Genomic DNA, 14,882 nt, shown 5'->3' with positions numbered 1-14,882 from the left:
CCCCGGGCGGCACAAGGCCGCACGGGGCGTTTCGGGCGCTCGACGCGCAGCGCTTACGCGCGCTGCGGGTTGAGCTTGTCGTCCTTCGAGTGCAGCTTGTTCAGCGCGGCAATGTACGCCTTCGCGGACGCCGCGACGATGTCCGGATCGGTGCCGACGCCGTTCACGATCCGCCCGCTCCTCGACAGCCGGACCGTCACTTCGCCTTGCGCCTGCGTGCCGGTCGTGATCGCGTTCACCGAGTACAGCAGCAGCTCGGAACCGCTGCCGACTTCGCTTTCGATCGCATTCAGCGTCGCGTCGACGGGGCCGTTGCCCCGCGCCTCGCCGGTCACTTCCTTGCCCTCGACCGCGAACACGACCTTGGCCTGCGGCTGCTCGCCCGTTTCCGAGTGCTGCGACAGCGACACGAACTTGAAGTGCTCCTGCTCGTGCGCGAACGCCGACTCCTCGGAGACGATCGCGATGATGTCTTCGTCGAAGATGTCGGCCTTGCGGTCGGCGAGGTCCTTGAAGCGCATGAACGCGGCGTTCAGTTCGGCTTCGCTGTCGAGCGACACGCCGAGCTCCTGCAGGCGCTGCTTGAACGCATTGCGGCCCGACAGCTTGCCGAGCACGATCTTGTTCGCGGTCCAGCCCACGTCTTCCGCGCGCATGATCTCGTACGTGTCGCGCGCCTTGAGCACGCCGTCCTGGTGGATGCCCGACGCGTGCGCGAATGCGTTCGCGCCGACCACGGCCTTGTTCGGCTGCACGACGAAACCGGTGATCTGCGACACGAGCTTCGACGTCGGCACGATCTGCGTCGTGTCGATGCCGACGTCGAGGCCGAAGTAGTCCTTGCGGGTCTTCACGGCCATCACGATTTCCTCGAGCGACGTGTTGCCCGCGCGCTCGCCGAGACCGTTGATCGTGCACTCGACCTGCCGCGCACCGCCGATCTTCACGCCCGCGAGCGAGTTCGCCACCGCCATCCCGAGGTCGTTGTGGCAATGCACGGAGAAGATCGCCTTGTCCGAGTTCGGAATGCGTTCGCGCAGCGTCTTCACGAGGTTGCCGTAGAGTTCCGGCACGCCGTAGCCGACCGTGTCGGCGATGTTGATCGTGGTCGCCCCTTCGGCGATCACGGCTTCCAGCACGCGGCACAGGAAGTCGAGATCCGAACGGCTGCCGTCTTCCGGCGAGAATTCGACGTTGTCGGTGAACTGGCGTGCGAAGCGCACCGCGAGGCGCGCCTGCTCGAACACCTGGTCCGGCGTCATCCGCAGCTTCTTCTCCATGTGCAGCGGCGACGTCGCGATGAACGTGTGGATCCGCGCGCTGTTGGCCGGCTTCAGCGCGTCGGCGGCGCGCTGGATGTCCTTGTCGTTGGCGCGCGCCAGCGAACAGATCGTGCTGTCCTTCACGAGACCGGCGATCGTGTGGATCGCGTCGAAGTCGCCGTTCGAGCTGGCCGCGAAGCCGGCTTCGATCACGTCGACCTTCATCCGCTCGAGATGCTTCGCGATGCGGATTTTCTCTTCCTTCGTCATCGACGCGCCGGGCGATTGTTCACCGTCACGCAACGTCGTATCGAAAATGATCAGCTTGTCTGTCATGGGGGGCTCCAGGGCTCTTTATACGGAAATCAAACGTAATGAGATCGCGCCACCGCTGGCGACGCTCAACAACAGACGAGGCTTGACGGAGGGCGAGAACGGTCAGCGCGGCAGGCGCGCCAAAGCTAGCGCGCGTAGCGGCGCACCGGCTAGAAGGAGGGAGAGGCGGGAAAATGCAGTCATGCCGAAGACTATAGCGGCATTCCGCTGGGTGCGCAATCGGACGGCACCCGGGATGCCGGGCCGCGCGATGCTAAAAAGGGGCAAATGGAAACGGCGGCCCGGAATCACATCCGAGGCCGCCGTTTCCGGGCAGGTTGTGCTTCAGTGATCGCGCTGCGACGAGCGTGCCGGATTCGCCCGTCCCCGGACGGCCATGTAGGCCCAGAACACGTAGCCCGACAGCCCGTACAGGACGAACAGGCAGAACAGCATCAGCGGCGGATCCGACGACACGAGCACGAACGCGACGACGACCAGCAGGATCGCCGCGAACGGCACGCGGTGCCGCACGTCGAGCGCCTTGCCGCTGTAGAACGGCGCGTTCGACACCATTGTCACGCCCGCGTAGATCGTCAGCGCGAACGCGACCCACGGCAGCCAGCCGAGCTTCATCGGCACGCGGTTGTCGGTCGCGAGCCAGACGAAGCCGGCAATCAGCGCGGCGGCGGCCGGGCTCGGCAGCCCCTGGAAGAAGCGCTTGTCGACGACGCCGATGTTCGTGTTGAAGCGCGCGAGGCGCAGCGCGGCGCCCGAGCAGTAGACGAACGCGGCAAGCCAGCCCCAGCGGCCGAGATCCTTCAGCACCCACTCGTACATCACGAGCGCGGGCGCAACGCCGAACGACACCATGTCCGACAGGCTGTCGAACTGTTCACCGAACGCGCTTTGCGTATGCGTCATCCGCGCGACGCGCCCGTCCATCCCGTCGAGCACCATCGCGACGAAGATCGCGATCGCGGCGATCTCGAAGCGCACGTTCATCGCCTGCACGACCGCGAAGAACCCGCAGAACAGCGCGGCGGTCGTGAACGCGTTCGGCAGCAGGTAGATGCCGCGCGTCTTCAGGAACCGCTGGCGCGCGGCGCGGCGGCTCTCGATGGGCGCCGGATCGGGCGCCATCCCCTTGTTGCGGCGGAACGGGCGCGGCGTCTGGCTGGAGCCGTTGCGCGGCCGGCGCGGTTTGAATGCGGCCATCGTGCGTTCCGCCGCTTACTGTTCGAGCTCGGCGAGGATCGTCGACGACGCGTAGACCTTCTCGCCAATCGACACCTTCGCGCGGCTGCCGAGCGGCAGGTACACGTCGACGCGCGAACCGAAGCGGATGAAACCGTAGCGCTGGCCGCGCGACAGCGGCTCGCCGGCGCGCACGTAGCAGAGGATCCGGCGGGCGACGAGACCGGCGATCTGCACGGCGGTGACGGTCTTGCCGCTCGCCGTCTGGATCACGACCGCATTGCGCTCGTTCTCGGTCGACGCCTTGTCGATCGCCGCGTTCAGGAACGCGCCCGGGAAGTACTCGACCTTGGAGATCGCACCGTCGACCGGCGAACGCTGCGAATGGACGTTGAAGACATTCATGAACACGCTGATCTTCAGCGCTTCGCGGTTCGCGTACGGATCCTGCGTGGTCTCGACCGCGACGATGCGGCCGTCCGCCGGACACAGCACCGCGTTCGGCTGCGCCGGGATGGGGCGCTGCGGATCGCGGAAGAACTGGACGACGAAGACGAGCAGCAGCCAGAACGGCCACGCGAAGCCGAAGCCCCCGACGGCGTGGATCAACAACGCGACGACGGCTGCAATCGCGATGAACGGCCAGCCTTCGCGCGCGATGATCGGATGAGGATAGTTCATGGATTCGTTCTGTGTTCGGTGAATTGCAAAGCCCGTAGGATAGCAAAAGCCGCCCGGGGCACTACTGCCTTCGGGCGGCTTTTTGATACTGACCCTCCACTCGAAGGGCCGGAACAGCACGTTTTGCTCGATCCGTGCTTAGTTCTTCGTCTGGTCGACGAGCTTGTTCTTCGCGATCCACGGCATCATCGCGCGCAGCTTCGCGCCGACCTGCTCGATCTGGTGCTCGGCCGTCAGGCGGCGGCGCGACTGCAGCGTCGGAGCGCCAGCCTTGTTCTCGAGGATGAAGCTCTTCGCGTACTCGCCCGTCTGGATGTCGGTCAGGCACTGCTTCATCGCCTTCTTCGTCTCTTCCGTGACGATGCGCGGGCCCGTCACGTACTCGCCGTACTCGGCGTTGTTCGAGATCGAGTAGTTCATGTTCGCGATGCCGCCTTCGTAGATCAGGTCGACGATCAGCTTCAGCTCGTGCAGGCACTCGAAGTACGCCATTTCGGGCGCGTAGCCGGCTTCGACCAGCGTCTCGAAACCTGCCTTGATCAGCTCGACCGTACCGCCGCACAGCACGGCCTGCTCGCCGAACAGGTCGGTTTCGGTCTCTTCACGGAAGTTCGTCTCGATGATGCCGGCACGGCCGCCGCCGTTCGCTGCCGCGTACGACAGCGCGATGTCGCGTGCCGCGCCCGACTTGTTCTGCGCAACCGCGATCAGGTGCGGCACGCCGCCACCTTGCGAGTACGTGCCGCGCACGGTGTGGCCCGGTGCCTTCGGCGCGATCATGATCACGTCGAGGTCGGCGCGCGGGATCACCGCGCCGTAGTGGACGTTGAAGCCGTGTGCGAATGCCAGCGCGGCGCCCTGCTTGATGTTCGCGTGCACTTCCTGCGCGTACACGTCGGCGATCTGCTCGTCCGGCAGCAGCATCATGACGACGTCCGCGCCCTTCACCGCTTCCGCGACTTCCTTGACCGTCAGGCCTGCGTTCTCGGCCTTGCTCCACGACGCGCCGCCCTTGCGAAGGCCGACCGTCACGTTCACGCCGCTGTCCTTCAGGTTCAGTGCATGTGCATGGCCTTGCGAGCCGTAGCCGATGATCGTGACTTGCTTGCCCTTGATGAGGGAGAGGTCAGCGTCTTTGTCGTAGAAAACGTTCATGATGGTTCCTTCTCTAATTCAAAAATTCAACAATTCGTTCAGATGGAGTACTGCGGGCCGGGACATGACGGCGCACCCGGCGTGCCTGTCTGGCATCACACCTTCAGGATGCGCTCGCCGCGTCCGATGCCGGAGCTGCCGGTACGCACGGTCTCGAGGATCGCGCTGGCGTCCAGCCCCTGGATGAATGCGTCGAGCTTGTCGCTCGCGCCCGTCAATTCGATCGTGTAGGTCTTTTCGGTCACGTCGATGATGCGGCCGCGGAAAATGTCCGACATCCGCTTCATTTCTTCGCGCTCCTTGCCCACTGCACGTACCTTGATCAGCATCAGCTCGCGTTCGATGTGTGCACCGTCGGTCAGGTCCACCACTTTCACCACCTCGATCAGGCGGTTCAGATGCTTCGTGATCTGTTCGATCACGTCGTCCGAGCCAATGGAAACGATGGTGAGCCGCGACAGCGATTGGTCTTCGGTCGGCGCCACCGTCAAGGTTTCGATGTTGTAGCCGCGTGCGGAAAACAGACCGACCACGCGCGACAGCGCGCCCGGTTCGTTCTCCAGCAGGACGGAAATGATGTGTCTCATGTTCGCTTCTTCCAGAATGTGCCGTGTCGATTCACTCGCGCCGCGCGCCGCCCGGTGCCGCACCGCCCTTCGTGAAGGCGGCCGCTTCCGGTCCAGGCGCGCGTCGCGCCGTTACAGATCTTCCGATCCGAGCAGCATCTCGGTGATGCCCTTGCCGGCCTGTACCATCGGCCAGACGTTTTCGGTCGGATCGGTCTGGAAGTCGAGAAACACGGTGCGGTCCTTCAGGCGCAGCGCTTCCTTCAGCGCCGGCTCCACATCCGAGGTCTTTTCGATCCGCATGCCGACATGGCCGTACGCTTCGGCAAGCTTCACGAAATCGGGCAGCGCATCCATGTACGAATGCGAATAGCGCTTGCTGTATTCGATCTGCTGCCACTGGCGGACCATGCCGAGATAGCGGTTGTTCAGCGAAATGATCTTCACGGGCGTGTCGTACTGCAGGCAGGTCGACAGTTCCTGGATGCACATCTGGATCGAGCCTTCGCCCGTGATGCACAGCACGTCGTCGTCCGGGTGCGCCATCTTGACGCCCATCGCCGCCGGCAGGCCGAAGCCCATCGTGCCGAGGCCGCCGGAGTTGATCCAGCGACGCGGCTTGTTGAAACGGTAGAACTGCGCGGCCCACATCTGGTGCTGGCCGACGTCCGAGCACACGAACGCGTTGCCGTCCGTCAGCTCCCACGCCTTCTCGACCACGTACTGCGGCTTGATGATCTCGCTTTCGCGGTCGAACTTCAGGCAGTCCTTCGCGCGCCAGTCCTCGATGTCCTTCCACCATTGCGCGAGCGCGTCGGTGTCGGGGCCATGCTCGGCCGTCTGCAGTTGTTCGATCAGCTCCTTCAGCACTTCCTTCACGTCGCCGACGATCGGGATGTCGACCTTCACGCGCTTCGAGATCGACGACGGGTCGATGTCGATGTGGATGATCTTGCGCGGACGCGACGCGAAGTGCGCCGGGTCGCCGATCACGCGGTCGTCGAAGCGGGCGCCGATCGCGATCAGCACGTCACAGTGCTGCATCGCCATGTTCGCTTCGTAGGTGCCGTGCATGCCGAGCATGCCGAGGAATTTCCTGTCCGACGCGCGATAGCCGCCGAGGCCCATCAGCGTGTTCGTGACCGGGTAGCCGAGCAGGTCGGCGAACTGGTTCAGTTCGCGCGCCGCGTCGGCGAGGATGATGCCGCCACCCGTGTAGATATAGGGACGCTTCGCCGACAGCAGCAGCGACACGGCCTTGCGGATCTGGCCCGAATGGCCCTTCGTGACGGGGTTGTACGACCGCAGCGACACGCTCTTGACCGGCTCGTACTGGCACGGCGTCTTCGAGATGTCCTTCGGGATGTCGATCAGCACCGGGCCCGGACGGCCGGTGCGGGCGATGTAGAACGCCTTCTTGACGGTTTCCGCGAGGTCGCGCACGTCCTTCACGAGGAAGTTGTGCTTCACGCACGGACGCGTGATGCCGACCGTATCGCATTCCTGGAAGGCGTCCTGGCCGATCGCGGCAGTCGGCACCTGGCCGCTGATCACGACCATCGGGATCGAATCCATGTAGGCCGTCGCGATGCCGGTCACCGCATTGGTGACACCGGGGCCGGACGTCACGAGACAGACGCCGACGTTGCCGGTGGAACGCGCATACGCATCGGCTGCGTGCACGGCCGCCTGTTCGTGGCGCACCAGCACGTGCTGAATCTTGTCCTGCTTGTAAAGCTCGTCGTAGATGTAGAGTACCGAGCCGCCGGGGTAGCCCCAGATGAATTCGACGTTCTCGTCGGCCAGTGCCTTCATGAGCACGGTGGCGCCGATGGAGTCGCTATCGGGAGGGGAAAGGGGTTCCGACGTGGAGAATTCCGCGCTGGGCATGTTCATTTTGACCTTTCGAATTTTCGGCAAAAAATTGATCGGGTGCTCTCTGCCGGGCTTGTGGCTCGGGTTCAAGCGGCGCGTCCAGTTTGAAGGGCGGGCTTCTTGGGCCAGCCTCAAATGAGACCATCACTTCATGTTGCGAATCATTGACGATAGCGGGTCATGATTGGGTCGTCAAGCAAAATATCCCGCAGCGCATCATGGCCCCCGCCCGGCGGCCCGCGGACGCGGCTCGCGCGCAACGTAGCACGCCGCAACCGGTGCCAAGTCGCGCGAAAATTTGTTAGCATCCGCGGGTTTTACGAAATTTTTCGACCTTTCACACGCCGCAGTCCGCAGCGCATACCTTTACGGAATGGCATCAGACAAGGAACTCGCCGACTTTCTGGCGGGCGTCGAAAGGCGCGCGTTCAAGCAGGCTGCGTACGCCGTGCGTGACGACGATGCGTCGCTCGACATCGTGCAGGACGCGATGATCAAGCTGGCGGAGAAATACGGCGACCGGCCGGCGGCCGAGCTGCCGCTGCTGTTCCAGCGGATCCTGCAGAACGCGATCCACGACTGGTTCCGCCGGCAGAAGGTCCGCAATACCTGGGTCACGCTCTTCTCGTCGCTCAACAACACGGACGACGAAGACTTCGATCCGCTGGAAACGCTCGAATCCGCGGACGACAATGCGGGTGTCGAGAGCACCGAGCACCGCCTCGAGCGGGAGCAGGTTCTGGCCCTGATCGACGAAGAAATCCAGAAACTTCCGACACGTCAACGGGAAGCCTTCCTGATGCGTTATTGGGAAGATATGGATGTCGCCGAGACTGCCGCCGCAATGGGGTGCTCCGAAGGCAGCGTCAAGACGCACTGCTCGCGAGCCACCCACACCCTGGCGCAAGCGCTCAAGGCCAAAGGAATCACGCTATGAGCTCCACTCCCGTAAATCGAGAACACGAATTCGCGCTGAAGGTCGGTCGCGCGCTGGACGAACGTGCCGCGGCACTGCCTGCCGCGACCACCGATCGCCTGGCCGTCGCGCGCCGGGCCGCGCTCGCGCGCAAGAAGCCGGAAGCCGCGACCGCGCCGGTGTTCGTGCCCGCCTTCGCCGGTGCGGCCGGCACCTACGGCACACCGCCCGCGAGCCGCCCGCAGACGTCGTTCGCGCGCCGCCTGCTGCGCGCCTGGCCGCTCGCGCTGCTGCTCGCGGGGCTCGTCGGTATCGCCTACTGGGAAGACATGCAGCGCACCGCCGAGCTCGCCGACATCGACGCGGCGATGCTCAGCGACGACCTGCCGCTCAACGCGTATCTCGATCACGGGTTCAACGCGTATCTTTCGCACGCACGCTAACAGACAATAACGAGGGGATCGCACGGGTGAGTCAGAAGCGCGGCCTGGCCGTATTTTTCGGATGCGTGATCGCGATCGCCGTTTCCTACGTCGCCACCTATTCCCGATTCAACCCGCCCCCCGCGGCGGTCTCCGCCGCGGCCAGCAGCGCGCCCGCGCCGACCTCGACCGCCGCCGGGCTGACCACCGAACTCGCCCCGCTGCCGATGCCGGCCGCCAACGGCCCGCTGTCGTGGGCACGCTTGACGCCCGCGCAACACGCGGCGCTCGCGCCGTTCGCCGACCAGTGGGACGGCTTCAGCGATGCACGCAAGCGCAAATGGCTGAAGATCGCATCGCGTTTCGCGAAATTGACGCCTGACGAGCAGAAACATCTGCAGGACAGGATGTCCGAGTGGGCGCGGATGACGCCCGAGCAGCGCCGGGTCGCGCGCGAAAACTACCAGAGCGCGAAGGAACTGTCCGCGCAGGCGCGCGAGCGCGCGTGGAAGGCCTACCAGCAATTGCCCGAAGAACAGAAGCAGCGCCTCGCCGCGACCGAGCGCCGCCGCCGGCCGAGCGTCGTCAGCGCGCCGCCGACGGTCGCCGCCGACCGCGACGTGCGCCGCCTCGTCAATTCGCACGAGCATCCGGCAAGCAGCCCCGCGCCGGCGCCGTTGCCCGCATCGGCCGGTGCCGGCGCGCCGCCGGTGGCGGCGTCATCCACGTCCGGCCCCGCACCCGCGCCTGCGACTGTCACGCCCGTGTCGCCGGCCGACGCGCCGTCGATGTTCAAGGGCTCCTGAGCGGCCGTGGCGAGCGCCCCCGCCCCCCAGGCCGCGGCCGTCGCCGCGCCGTCCGTGCGGCGGCGCCTCGCGGCGATGCTGTACGAAGCCGTGCTGCTGTTCGGCGTCGTGTTCTTCGCGGGCCTCGCCTTCAGCCTCGCGACGCAGCAACGCAACGGCCTCGTCCATCACAATCTCCTCGCCGCGTGGATCGCGCTCGTCGTCGGCGCGTACTTCGTCTGGTTCTGGACCCACGGCGGCCAGACGCTGCCGATGAAAACCTGGCGGCTGCGGCTCGAATCGTCGAGCGGCCGCCCGCTGAACGCCGCGCATGCGCTCGTCCGCTATGCGCTCGGCTGGCTGTGGTTCCTGCCGCCGCTCGCGCTGCATCCGCTGCTCGGCCTGTCGGTGCCCGTCACGCTCGCGCTCGGCGCCGCCTGGATCGTCGCATGGGCCGGCGCCGCCCGCCTGCACGCCGATCGCCAGTTCCCGCACGACCGCCTCGCGCGCACGCGCGTCGTCGCGATTCCGCGCTGACGCGCCCGCGCAGTCCGCGCAACCGCGGCCCCGGCCCCGGCTCCGCACATCCGCACATCCGCGCATCCGTCAGACGAAACCCCTCGAAAACGCCCGCATGGCCGCCCCGCGCGGCCTGCACGATCGTGACAGACCAGTCGGTTCGGCAGGTTGCACAACCTCCCGGCATTCACTGCTAAATACGCCGCAACGACAGTAATAAGAACGTCTCGTGACTGTCACGGCATGGTCACGCCCGCATGGCGCAATGCCGGTAATGTCAACCGGCGCGAGTCATGCATGGGCCAGAAAACGTCCGCGACCTCCCTGTTCCGTCAACCGCTCGGCGCCCGCGCCGTCACCGCCTTCCTGTCCGGCTCGGCCGCAACCGATGCCCTTTCGCCGCACGAGCCGACGGCCGCGCACGCCACGCAGCATGACGATCACGAACCGTCCACGCATCGCTACCGCACGATCTGGCTGTCCGACATCCATCTCGGCTCCAGCGGCTGCCAGGCGCCGTACCTGCTCGACTTCCTGCGTCACAACGATTCGGAGTACCTGTACCTCGTCGGCGACATCATCGACGGCTGGCAGCTGAAGAAGGGCTGGTACTGGCCGCAGGCACACAACGACGTCGTGCAGAAGGTCCTGCGCAAGGCGCGCAAGGGCACGCAGGTGGTCTACATCCCCGGCAACCACGACGAAGGCGCGCGGCAGTTCTGCGACCTCGCGTTCGGCGACATCCAGGTGCGCGGCGAGGCGTTTCACACGACGCTCGCGGGCAAACGTTTGTGGATCGTGCACGGCGACCTGTTCGACGGCGTGATCCAGCACGCGAAATGGCTCGCGTATCTCGGCGACACGCTCTACACGCTGATCCTCGTGCTGAACCGCTGGTTCAACCGGATCCGCAGCCGGCTGGGCTTCCAGTACTGGTCGCTGTCGCAGTACCTGAAGCACCAGGTGAAGAACGCGGTGAACTTCATCTCGCAGTTCGAGACCGTGATGACCGACGAAGCGCGCCGCCGCGGCTGTGACGGCGTCGTGTGCGGACACATCCACAAGGCGGAGATCCGCGACATCGACGGCGTGCTGTACTGCAACGACGGCGACTGGGTCGAGAGCCTGTCCGCGCTCGTCGAAACGATGGAAGGCGAACTGAAGATCGTCTACTGGACGGCGATGCGCACCGCGCCGTCAGCAGCCCCGTCGCGCAAGGCCAAGGCCACCGCCTGACACAACTCCACTTACAGGACACATGCCGCGATGAAGATCATGATCGTCACCGATGCGTGGGAACCGCAGGTCAACGGCGTCGTGCGCACGCTGAAGAGCACCTCCCGCGAACTCACCGCGCTCGGCCACCGGGTCGAAATGCTGACGCCGCTGGAATTCCGCACGGTGCCGTGCCCGACCTACCCCGAGATTCGCCTGTCGATCCTGCCGTACCGCAAGCTGCGCGCCCGCATCGATGCGTTCGCACCGGACGCGCTGCACATCGCGACCGAAGGCCCGCTCGGCCTCGCCGCGCGCCGCTATGCGCGCGCGCGCAAGCTGCCGTACACGACCGCGTATCACACGCGCTTTCCGGAATACGTGCAGGCACGCTTCGGCATCCCGCTGTCGGCGACCTACAAGTTCCTGCACTGGTTCCACGGGCCGTCGCTCGCGGTGATGGCGCCGACCCCGGTCGTCAAGCAGGATCTCGAGAAGTTCGGCTTCACGAACGTCGTGCTGTGGACGCGCGGCGTCGATCTCGACATTTTCCGGCCGATGGAGTCGAAGGTGCTCAATACCGCGCGGCCGATCTTCCTGTACGTGGGCCGTGTCGCGATCGAGAAGAACGTCGAGGCATTCCTGCGCCTCGACCTGCCCGGCTCGAAGTGGGTCGCGGGCGAGGGCCCGGCGCTGGCCGAGCTGAAATCGCGCTATCCGGAAGCGAACTATCTCGGCGTACTGTCGCAAGCCGAGCTCGCCAAGGTGTATGCTGCGGCCGACGTGTTCGTGTTCCCGAGTCGCACCGACACGTTCGGCCTCGTGCTGCTGGAGGCGCTCGCGTGCGGCACACCGGTCGCCGCGTACCCCGTGACGGGCCCGATCGACGTGCTCGGCGGGGGCAATGCCGGCGCGATGCATGAAGACCTGCAGGAAGCCTGCCTCGAGGCGCTGAAGATCGAACGCGAGACTGCCCGCGCGTGGGCCGAACGCTTTTCGTGGCGCGCGGCATCCGAGCAGTTCGCGTCGCATCTGAAGCCGCTGCCGAAGACCGCGTACTCGCCCGCCGAAGGTGCCGCCGTTTGAAACGAGACCTGAACGACAAGACCCCGCCCCCTGCCGCGACGGCGCAACCGCATCGTCCGTTCGACGAAGAAGAGCCGCACGCCGACGCGGACGTGCACCCGCACGAACCGCTCGGCCCCGACGATCGTCTGGCGCCGCTGCCGCCGAACCCGTACAAGCGCCACCGCGGCATCACGCGCGCGTGGTACGCGCTCAAGCATTCGCTGAACGGGTTTCGCGTCGCGATCCGCGAGGAAAGCGCGTTCCGCCAGGAGCTCACGCTCGCCGCGCTGATGCTGCCGATCGCTGCGTTCTCACCGGTCCCGGCCGCATCGCGCGCGCTGCTGATCGCGTCGGTGCTGCTGGTGCTGATCGTCGAGCTGCTGAACTCGAGCGTCGAGGCCGCGATCGACCGCATCTCGCTCGAGCGCCACGAACTGTCGAAGCGCGCGAAGGACCTCGGCAGCGCGGCGGTCACGGTCGCGCTGTTCGCGTGCGTGACGACGTGGGGCTTCGTGCTCGGGCCGGTCGTCGCGCGCTGGCTCGGCTTCTAGCGGCACCGTCCGCAGCGCCCGCATGCGGCGGCGCACCATGCGCGGAACGCATCGCGATCACGAAATGCGCCCGGTGTAAGGAAACAGCGGTTTATAATCGTCCGCCAGACTTAGAACAGCAACCCGCGCCGGACGAATCTCGCAGCATCGATTGCAGCGCCCGCCAGTCCGGCACACACAGGGCCGGACGACATGGAAGCGAAACCTCCCCGCCGCACGCGCGAACGGATTCTCGAGTTGTCGTTGAAACTCTTCAACGAGATCGGCGAGCCGAACGTCACCACCACGACGATCGCCGAGGAAATGGAAATCAGTCCAGGCAACCTGTACTACCATTTCCGCAACAAGGACGACATCATCAACAGCATCTTCGCGCAGTTCGAGCAGCAGATCGAACGGCGGCTGCGCTTCCCCGAAGATCACCGTCCGACGATCGACGAGACCTGGTCGTACCTGCAGTACATGGCCGACTTCATGTGGACCTACCGGTTCCTATATCGCGACCTCAACGACCTGCTCGCGCGCAACCGCACGCTCGAGACGCACTTCAAGCAGATCATCAGCCACAAGGTGCGCTTCGCGCACGACATGTGCGAACTGCTCGTGTCCGACGCCGAAATGGTCGCGACGCCCGCCGAGATCGAAGTGATCGCCACCAACATGGCCGTGATCTCGACCTACTGGCTGTCGTATCAGTACGTGATGCATCCGCGCAAGTACAACGACCAGGACGCGATCCGCGAAGAACTGCACCAGGTGAGCATGCACGTGATCTCGGTGATGGCCCCGTACCTGCGCGGCCGTTCGCGCCAGCTGTTCGACGATCTCGTCTCCGGCAAGCTGCCCAAGCGCCAGTTCACCGACTACCTGCCGCCGCGCGATGGTTCGCCGCGGCCCGCGGGCAGCCCGGTCGCCGCCAGGCCCGCCGCGAAGGATACGAAACAATGAAGGCAGTCTGCGTTTACTGCGGCTCGTCGTCCGGCGTGCGGCCCGTCTATGCGGACGCCGCGCGCGCGTTCGGCCGCGCACTCGTCGATGCGGGCCTCACGCTCGTCTACGGCGGCGGCCGTGTCGGCCTGATGGGTGTGATCGCCGATGAAGTGATGGCCGCCGGCGGCCGTGCGGTCGGCGTGATCCCCGAGCTGCTCGTCGACAAGGAAGTCGGCCATACCGGGTTGTCCGAACTGCACGTCGTGCCCGACATGCACCATCGCAAGAAGATGATGGCCGACCTCTCCGACGCGTTCGTCGCGATGCCCGGCGGCGCCGGCACGCTCGAAGAGCTGTTCGAGGTGTATACGTGGGCGCAGCTCGGCTATCACCGCAAGGCCGTCGCGCTGTACAACATCGATTCGTTCTACGATCCGCTGATCGCGCTGCTGCGCCACACGGTCGAGGAAGGCTTCATGCGTCCGGCCTACTTCGACGCGCTGTGCGTCGACTCCGAACCGGTCGCGCTGATCGACCAGCTGCGCCGCTACCAGCCGCCCGCCCGCGACAAGTGGGCGCCCGACGCGGCCAAGTAACGCTCACCGGGAGCCTCGCGCAATGCCCGCACCGTCCGATCGCAAGGCCGTCCTCATCACCGGCGCGAGCCGCGGCATCGGCCGCGCGACCGCCGTGCTCGCGGCCGAGCGCGGCTGGGACGTCGGCATCAACTACGCGCGCGACGCGGCGGCAGCCGAACTGACCGCACAAGCCGTTCGCGACGCCGGCGCACGCGCGTGCGTCGTCGCCGGCGACGTCGGGAACGAGGCGGACGTCATCGCCATGTTCGATACGGTCACGGCAGCGTTCGGCCGCCTCGACGCGCTCGTCAACAATGCGGGGATCGTCGCGCCGTCGATGCCGCTCGCCGACATGCCGCTCGACCGGCTGCGGCGGATGTTCGACACCAACGTACTCGGCGCTTACCTATGCGCGCGCGAAGCGGCGCGCCGGCTGTCCACCGATCGCGGCGGGCGCGGCGGCGCCATCGTCAACGTGTCGTCGATCGCGTCCCGGCTCGGCTCGCCGAACGAATACGTCGACTACGCAGGCTCGAAGGGCGCGGTCGATTCGCTGACGATCGGCCTCGCGAAGGAACTCGGCCCGCACGGCGTGCGCGTCAACGCGGTACGCCCCGGCCTGATCGAGACGGAAATCCATGCGAGCGGCGGCCAGCCGGGTCGCGCAGCGCGCCTCGGCGCTCAAGCGCCGCTCGGCCGCGCAGGCGAAGCGGCGGAGATCGCCGAAGCGATCGTCTGGCTGCTCGGCGATGCGGCGTCATACACGACGGGCGCCCTGCTCGACGTCGGCGGCGGACGCTAATCGCGCACCAGAAGGCGGCAAGACGGACAGGCTGAAACAGTCCGC

The 14,882-nt window shown here is 66.0% G+C and carries 16 protein-coding genes; 10 read left to right on the top strand and 6 right to left on the bottom strand.

All coding sequences use genetic code 11. From position 1 onward, the window contains the following. Positions 1-53: 53 nt before the first annotated feature. The 6 genes from DIE22_RS10885 to DIE22_RS10855 form a co-directional block, all read right to left on the bottom strand. Positions 54-1,598: a 2-isopropylmalate synthase gene (locus tag DIE22_RS10885; RefSeq protein WP_124498158.1), complete on the bottom strand. Its 1,545-nt coding sequence runs from the start codon at positions 1,596-1,598 to the stop codon at positions 54-56. A 324-nt stretch (positions 1,599-1,922) separates the two neighbouring features. Then, the gene (gene pssA, locus DIE22_RS10875) at positions 1,923-2,795 is read right to left on the bottom strand and encodes a CDP-diacylglycerol--serine O-phosphatidyltransferase (RefSeq protein ID WP_124605073.1); all 873 of its coding nucleotides are present in this window, start codon (positions 2,793-2,795) and stop codon (positions 1,923-1,925) included. A 15-nt stretch (positions 2,796-2,810) separates the two neighbouring features. After that, entirely contained in the window at positions 2,811-3,455 is a 645-nt protein-coding gene (locus DIE22_RS10870) for a phosphatidylserine decarboxylase (protein ID WP_089440671.1), read from the bottom strand. 138 nt (positions 3,456-3,593) lie between these two features. After that, on the bottom strand, positions 3,594-4,610 hold the full coding sequence (gene ilvC / locus DIE22_RS10865; RefSeq protein WP_124498156.1) for a ketol-acid reductoisomerase: 1,017 nt from the start codon (positions 4,608-4,610) through the stop codon (positions 3,594-3,596). A 95-nt stretch (positions 4,611-4,705) separates the two neighbouring features. Continuing rightward, the gene (gene ilvN / locus DIE22_RS10860) at positions 4,706-5,197 is read right to left on the bottom strand and encodes an acetolactate synthase small subunit (protein ID WP_006750445.1); all 492 of its coding nucleotides are present in this window, start codon (positions 5,195-5,197) and stop codon (positions 4,706-4,708) included. Between the two features lie 111 nt (positions 5,198-5,308). Continuing rightward, on the bottom strand, positions 5,309-7,072 hold the full coding sequence (locus tag DIE22_RS10855; protein WP_124498155.1) for an acetolactate synthase 3 catalytic subunit: 1,764 nt from the start codon (positions 7,070-7,072) through the stop codon (positions 5,309-5,311). Positions 7,073-7,424: 352 nt separating this feature from the next. On the opposite strand from DIE22_RS10855, the gene DIE22_RS10850 reads away from it, so the two are divergent. The 10 genes from DIE22_RS10850 to DIE22_RS10805 all read left to right on the top strand — a co-directional run bounded on the left by DIE22_RS10850 (position 7,425) and on the right by DIE22_RS10805 (position 14,837). After that, the gene (locus tag DIE22_RS10850) at positions 7,425-7,988 is read left to right on the top strand and encodes an RNA polymerase sigma factor (protein ID WP_059468121.1); all 564 of its coding nucleotides are present in this window, start codon (positions 7,425-7,427) and stop codon (positions 7,986-7,988) included. Next, positions 7,985-8,410: a DUF3619 family protein gene (locus DIE22_RS10845; RefSeq protein ID WP_124605072.1), complete on the top strand. Its 426-nt coding sequence runs from the start codon at positions 7,985-7,987 to the stop codon at positions 8,408-8,410. Before DIE22_RS10850 ends, DIE22_RS10845 begins: the two co-directional genes overlap by 4 nt. A 26-nt stretch (positions 8,411-8,436) precedes the next feature. Next, positions 8,437-9,195 carry a DUF3106 domain-containing protein gene (locus DIE22_RS10840; protein WP_124605071.1) on the top strand — a complete coding sequence of 253 codons (759 nt, stop codon included), beginning with the start codon at positions 8,437-8,439 and terminating at the stop codon, positions 9,193-9,195. A gap of 6 nt (positions 9,196-9,201) precedes the next feature. Beyond that, positions 9,202-9,711 (top strand): RDD family protein, encoded by a 510-nt coding sequence (locus DIE22_RS10835; protein ID WP_124498152.1) that lies wholly within the window; start codon positions 9,202-9,204, stop codon positions 9,709-9,711. Positions 9,712-9,990: 279 nt separating this feature from the next. Next, the gene (locus DIE22_RS10830) at positions 9,991-10,929 is read left to right on the top strand and encodes a UDP-2,3-diacylglucosamine diphosphatase (RefSeq protein WP_124498151.1); all 939 of its coding nucleotides are present in this window, start codon (positions 9,991-9,993) and stop codon (positions 10,927-10,929) included. A gap of 30 nt (positions 10,930-10,959) precedes the next feature. Then, positions 10,960-11,994 (top strand): glycosyltransferase family 1 protein, encoded by a 1,035-nt coding sequence (locus DIE22_RS10825; protein WP_124498150.1) that lies wholly within the window; start codon positions 10,960-10,962, stop codon positions 11,992-11,994. After that, positions 11,991-12,527: a diacylglycerol kinase gene (locus DIE22_RS10820; RefSeq protein WP_124498149.1), complete on the top strand. Its 537-nt coding sequence runs from the start codon at positions 11,991-11,993 to the stop codon at positions 12,525-12,527. The genes DIE22_RS10825 and DIE22_RS10820 overlap by 4 nt, the downstream gene beginning before the upstream one ends. A 192-nt stretch (positions 12,528-12,719) precedes the next feature. Beyond that, positions 12,720-13,475 (top strand): TetR/AcrR family transcriptional regulator, encoded by a 756-nt coding sequence (locus tag DIE22_RS10815; RefSeq protein ID WP_124498148.1) that lies wholly within the window; start codon positions 12,720-12,722, stop codon positions 13,473-13,475. Further along, on the top strand, positions 13,472-14,053 hold the full coding sequence (locus DIE22_RS10810) for a TIGR00730 family Rossman fold protein (protein WP_124498147.1): 582 nt from the start codon (positions 13,472-13,474) through the stop codon (positions 14,051-14,053). The genes DIE22_RS10815 and DIE22_RS10810 overlap by 4 nt, the downstream gene beginning before the upstream one ends. A 22-nt stretch (positions 14,054-14,075) precedes the next feature. Further along, a complete protein-coding gene (locus DIE22_RS10805; RefSeq protein WP_124605070.1) occupies positions 14,076-14,837 on the top strand; it encodes an SDR family oxidoreductase in 762 nt (253 codons plus the stop codon). The last annotated feature ends 45 nt before the right edge of the window (positions 14,838-14,882 follow it).

This window comes from Burkholderia sp. Bp9142, assembly GCF_003853415.1.
GTDB lineage: Bacteria > Pseudomonadota > Gammaproteobacteria > Burkholderiales > Burkholderiaceae > Burkholderia.
The sequence above is the reverse complement of the archived record's forward strand: the minus strand, read 5'-3'. Positions and strand labels throughout refer to the sequence as shown.

Bases quoted from the DNA above. Each gene is read 5' to 3' on its own strand.
- DIE22_RS10885 (WP_124498158.1), bottom strand. From the start codon at position 1,598: ATGACAGACAAGCTGATCATTTTCGATACGACGTTGCGTGACGGTGAA.
- pssA (WP_124605073.1), bottom strand. From the start codon at position 2,795: ATGGCCGCATTCAAACCGCGCCGGCCGCGCAACGGCTCCAGCCAGACG.
- DIE22_RS10870 (WP_089440671.1), bottom strand. From the start codon at position 3,455: ATGAACTATCCTCATCCGATCATCGCGCGCGAAGGCTGGCCGTTCATC.
- ilvC (WP_124498156.1), bottom strand. From the start codon at position 4,610: ATGAACGTTTTCTACGACAAAGACGCTGACCTCTCCCTCATCAAGGGC.
- ilvN (WP_006750445.1), bottom strand. From the start codon at position 5,197: ATGAGACACATCATTTCCGTCCTGCTGGAGAACGAACCGGGCGCGCTG.
- DIE22_RS10855 (WP_124498155.1), bottom strand. From the start codon at position 7,072: ATGAACATGCCCAGCGCGGAATTCTCCACGTCGGAACCCCTTTCCCCT.
- DIE22_RS10850 (WP_059468121.1), top strand. From the start codon at position 7,425: ATGGCATCAGACAAGGAACTCGCCGACTTTCTGGCGGGCGTCGAAAGG.
- DIE22_RS10845 (WP_124605072.1), top strand. From the start codon at position 7,985: ATGAGCTCCACTCCCGTAAATCGAGAACACGAATTCGCGCTGAAGGTC.
- DIE22_RS10830 (WP_124498151.1), top strand. From the start codon at position 9,991: ATGGGCCAGAAAACGTCCGCGACCTCCCTGTTCCGTCAACCGCTCGGC.
- DIE22_RS10825 (WP_124498150.1), top strand. From the start codon at position 10,960: ATGAAGATCATGATCGTCACCGATGCGTGGGAACCGCAGGTCAACGGC.
- DIE22_RS10815 (WP_124498148.1), top strand. From the start codon at position 12,720: ATGGAAGCGAAACCTCCCCGCCGCACGCGCGAACGGATTCTCGAGTTG.
- DIE22_RS10810 (WP_124498147.1), top strand. From the start codon at position 13,472: ATGAAGGCAGTCTGCGTTTACTGCGGCTCGTCGTCCGGCGTGCGGCCC.
- DIE22_RS10805 (WP_124605070.1), top strand. From the start codon at position 14,076: ATGCCCGCACCGTCCGATCGCAAGGCCGTCCTCATCACCGGCGCGAGC.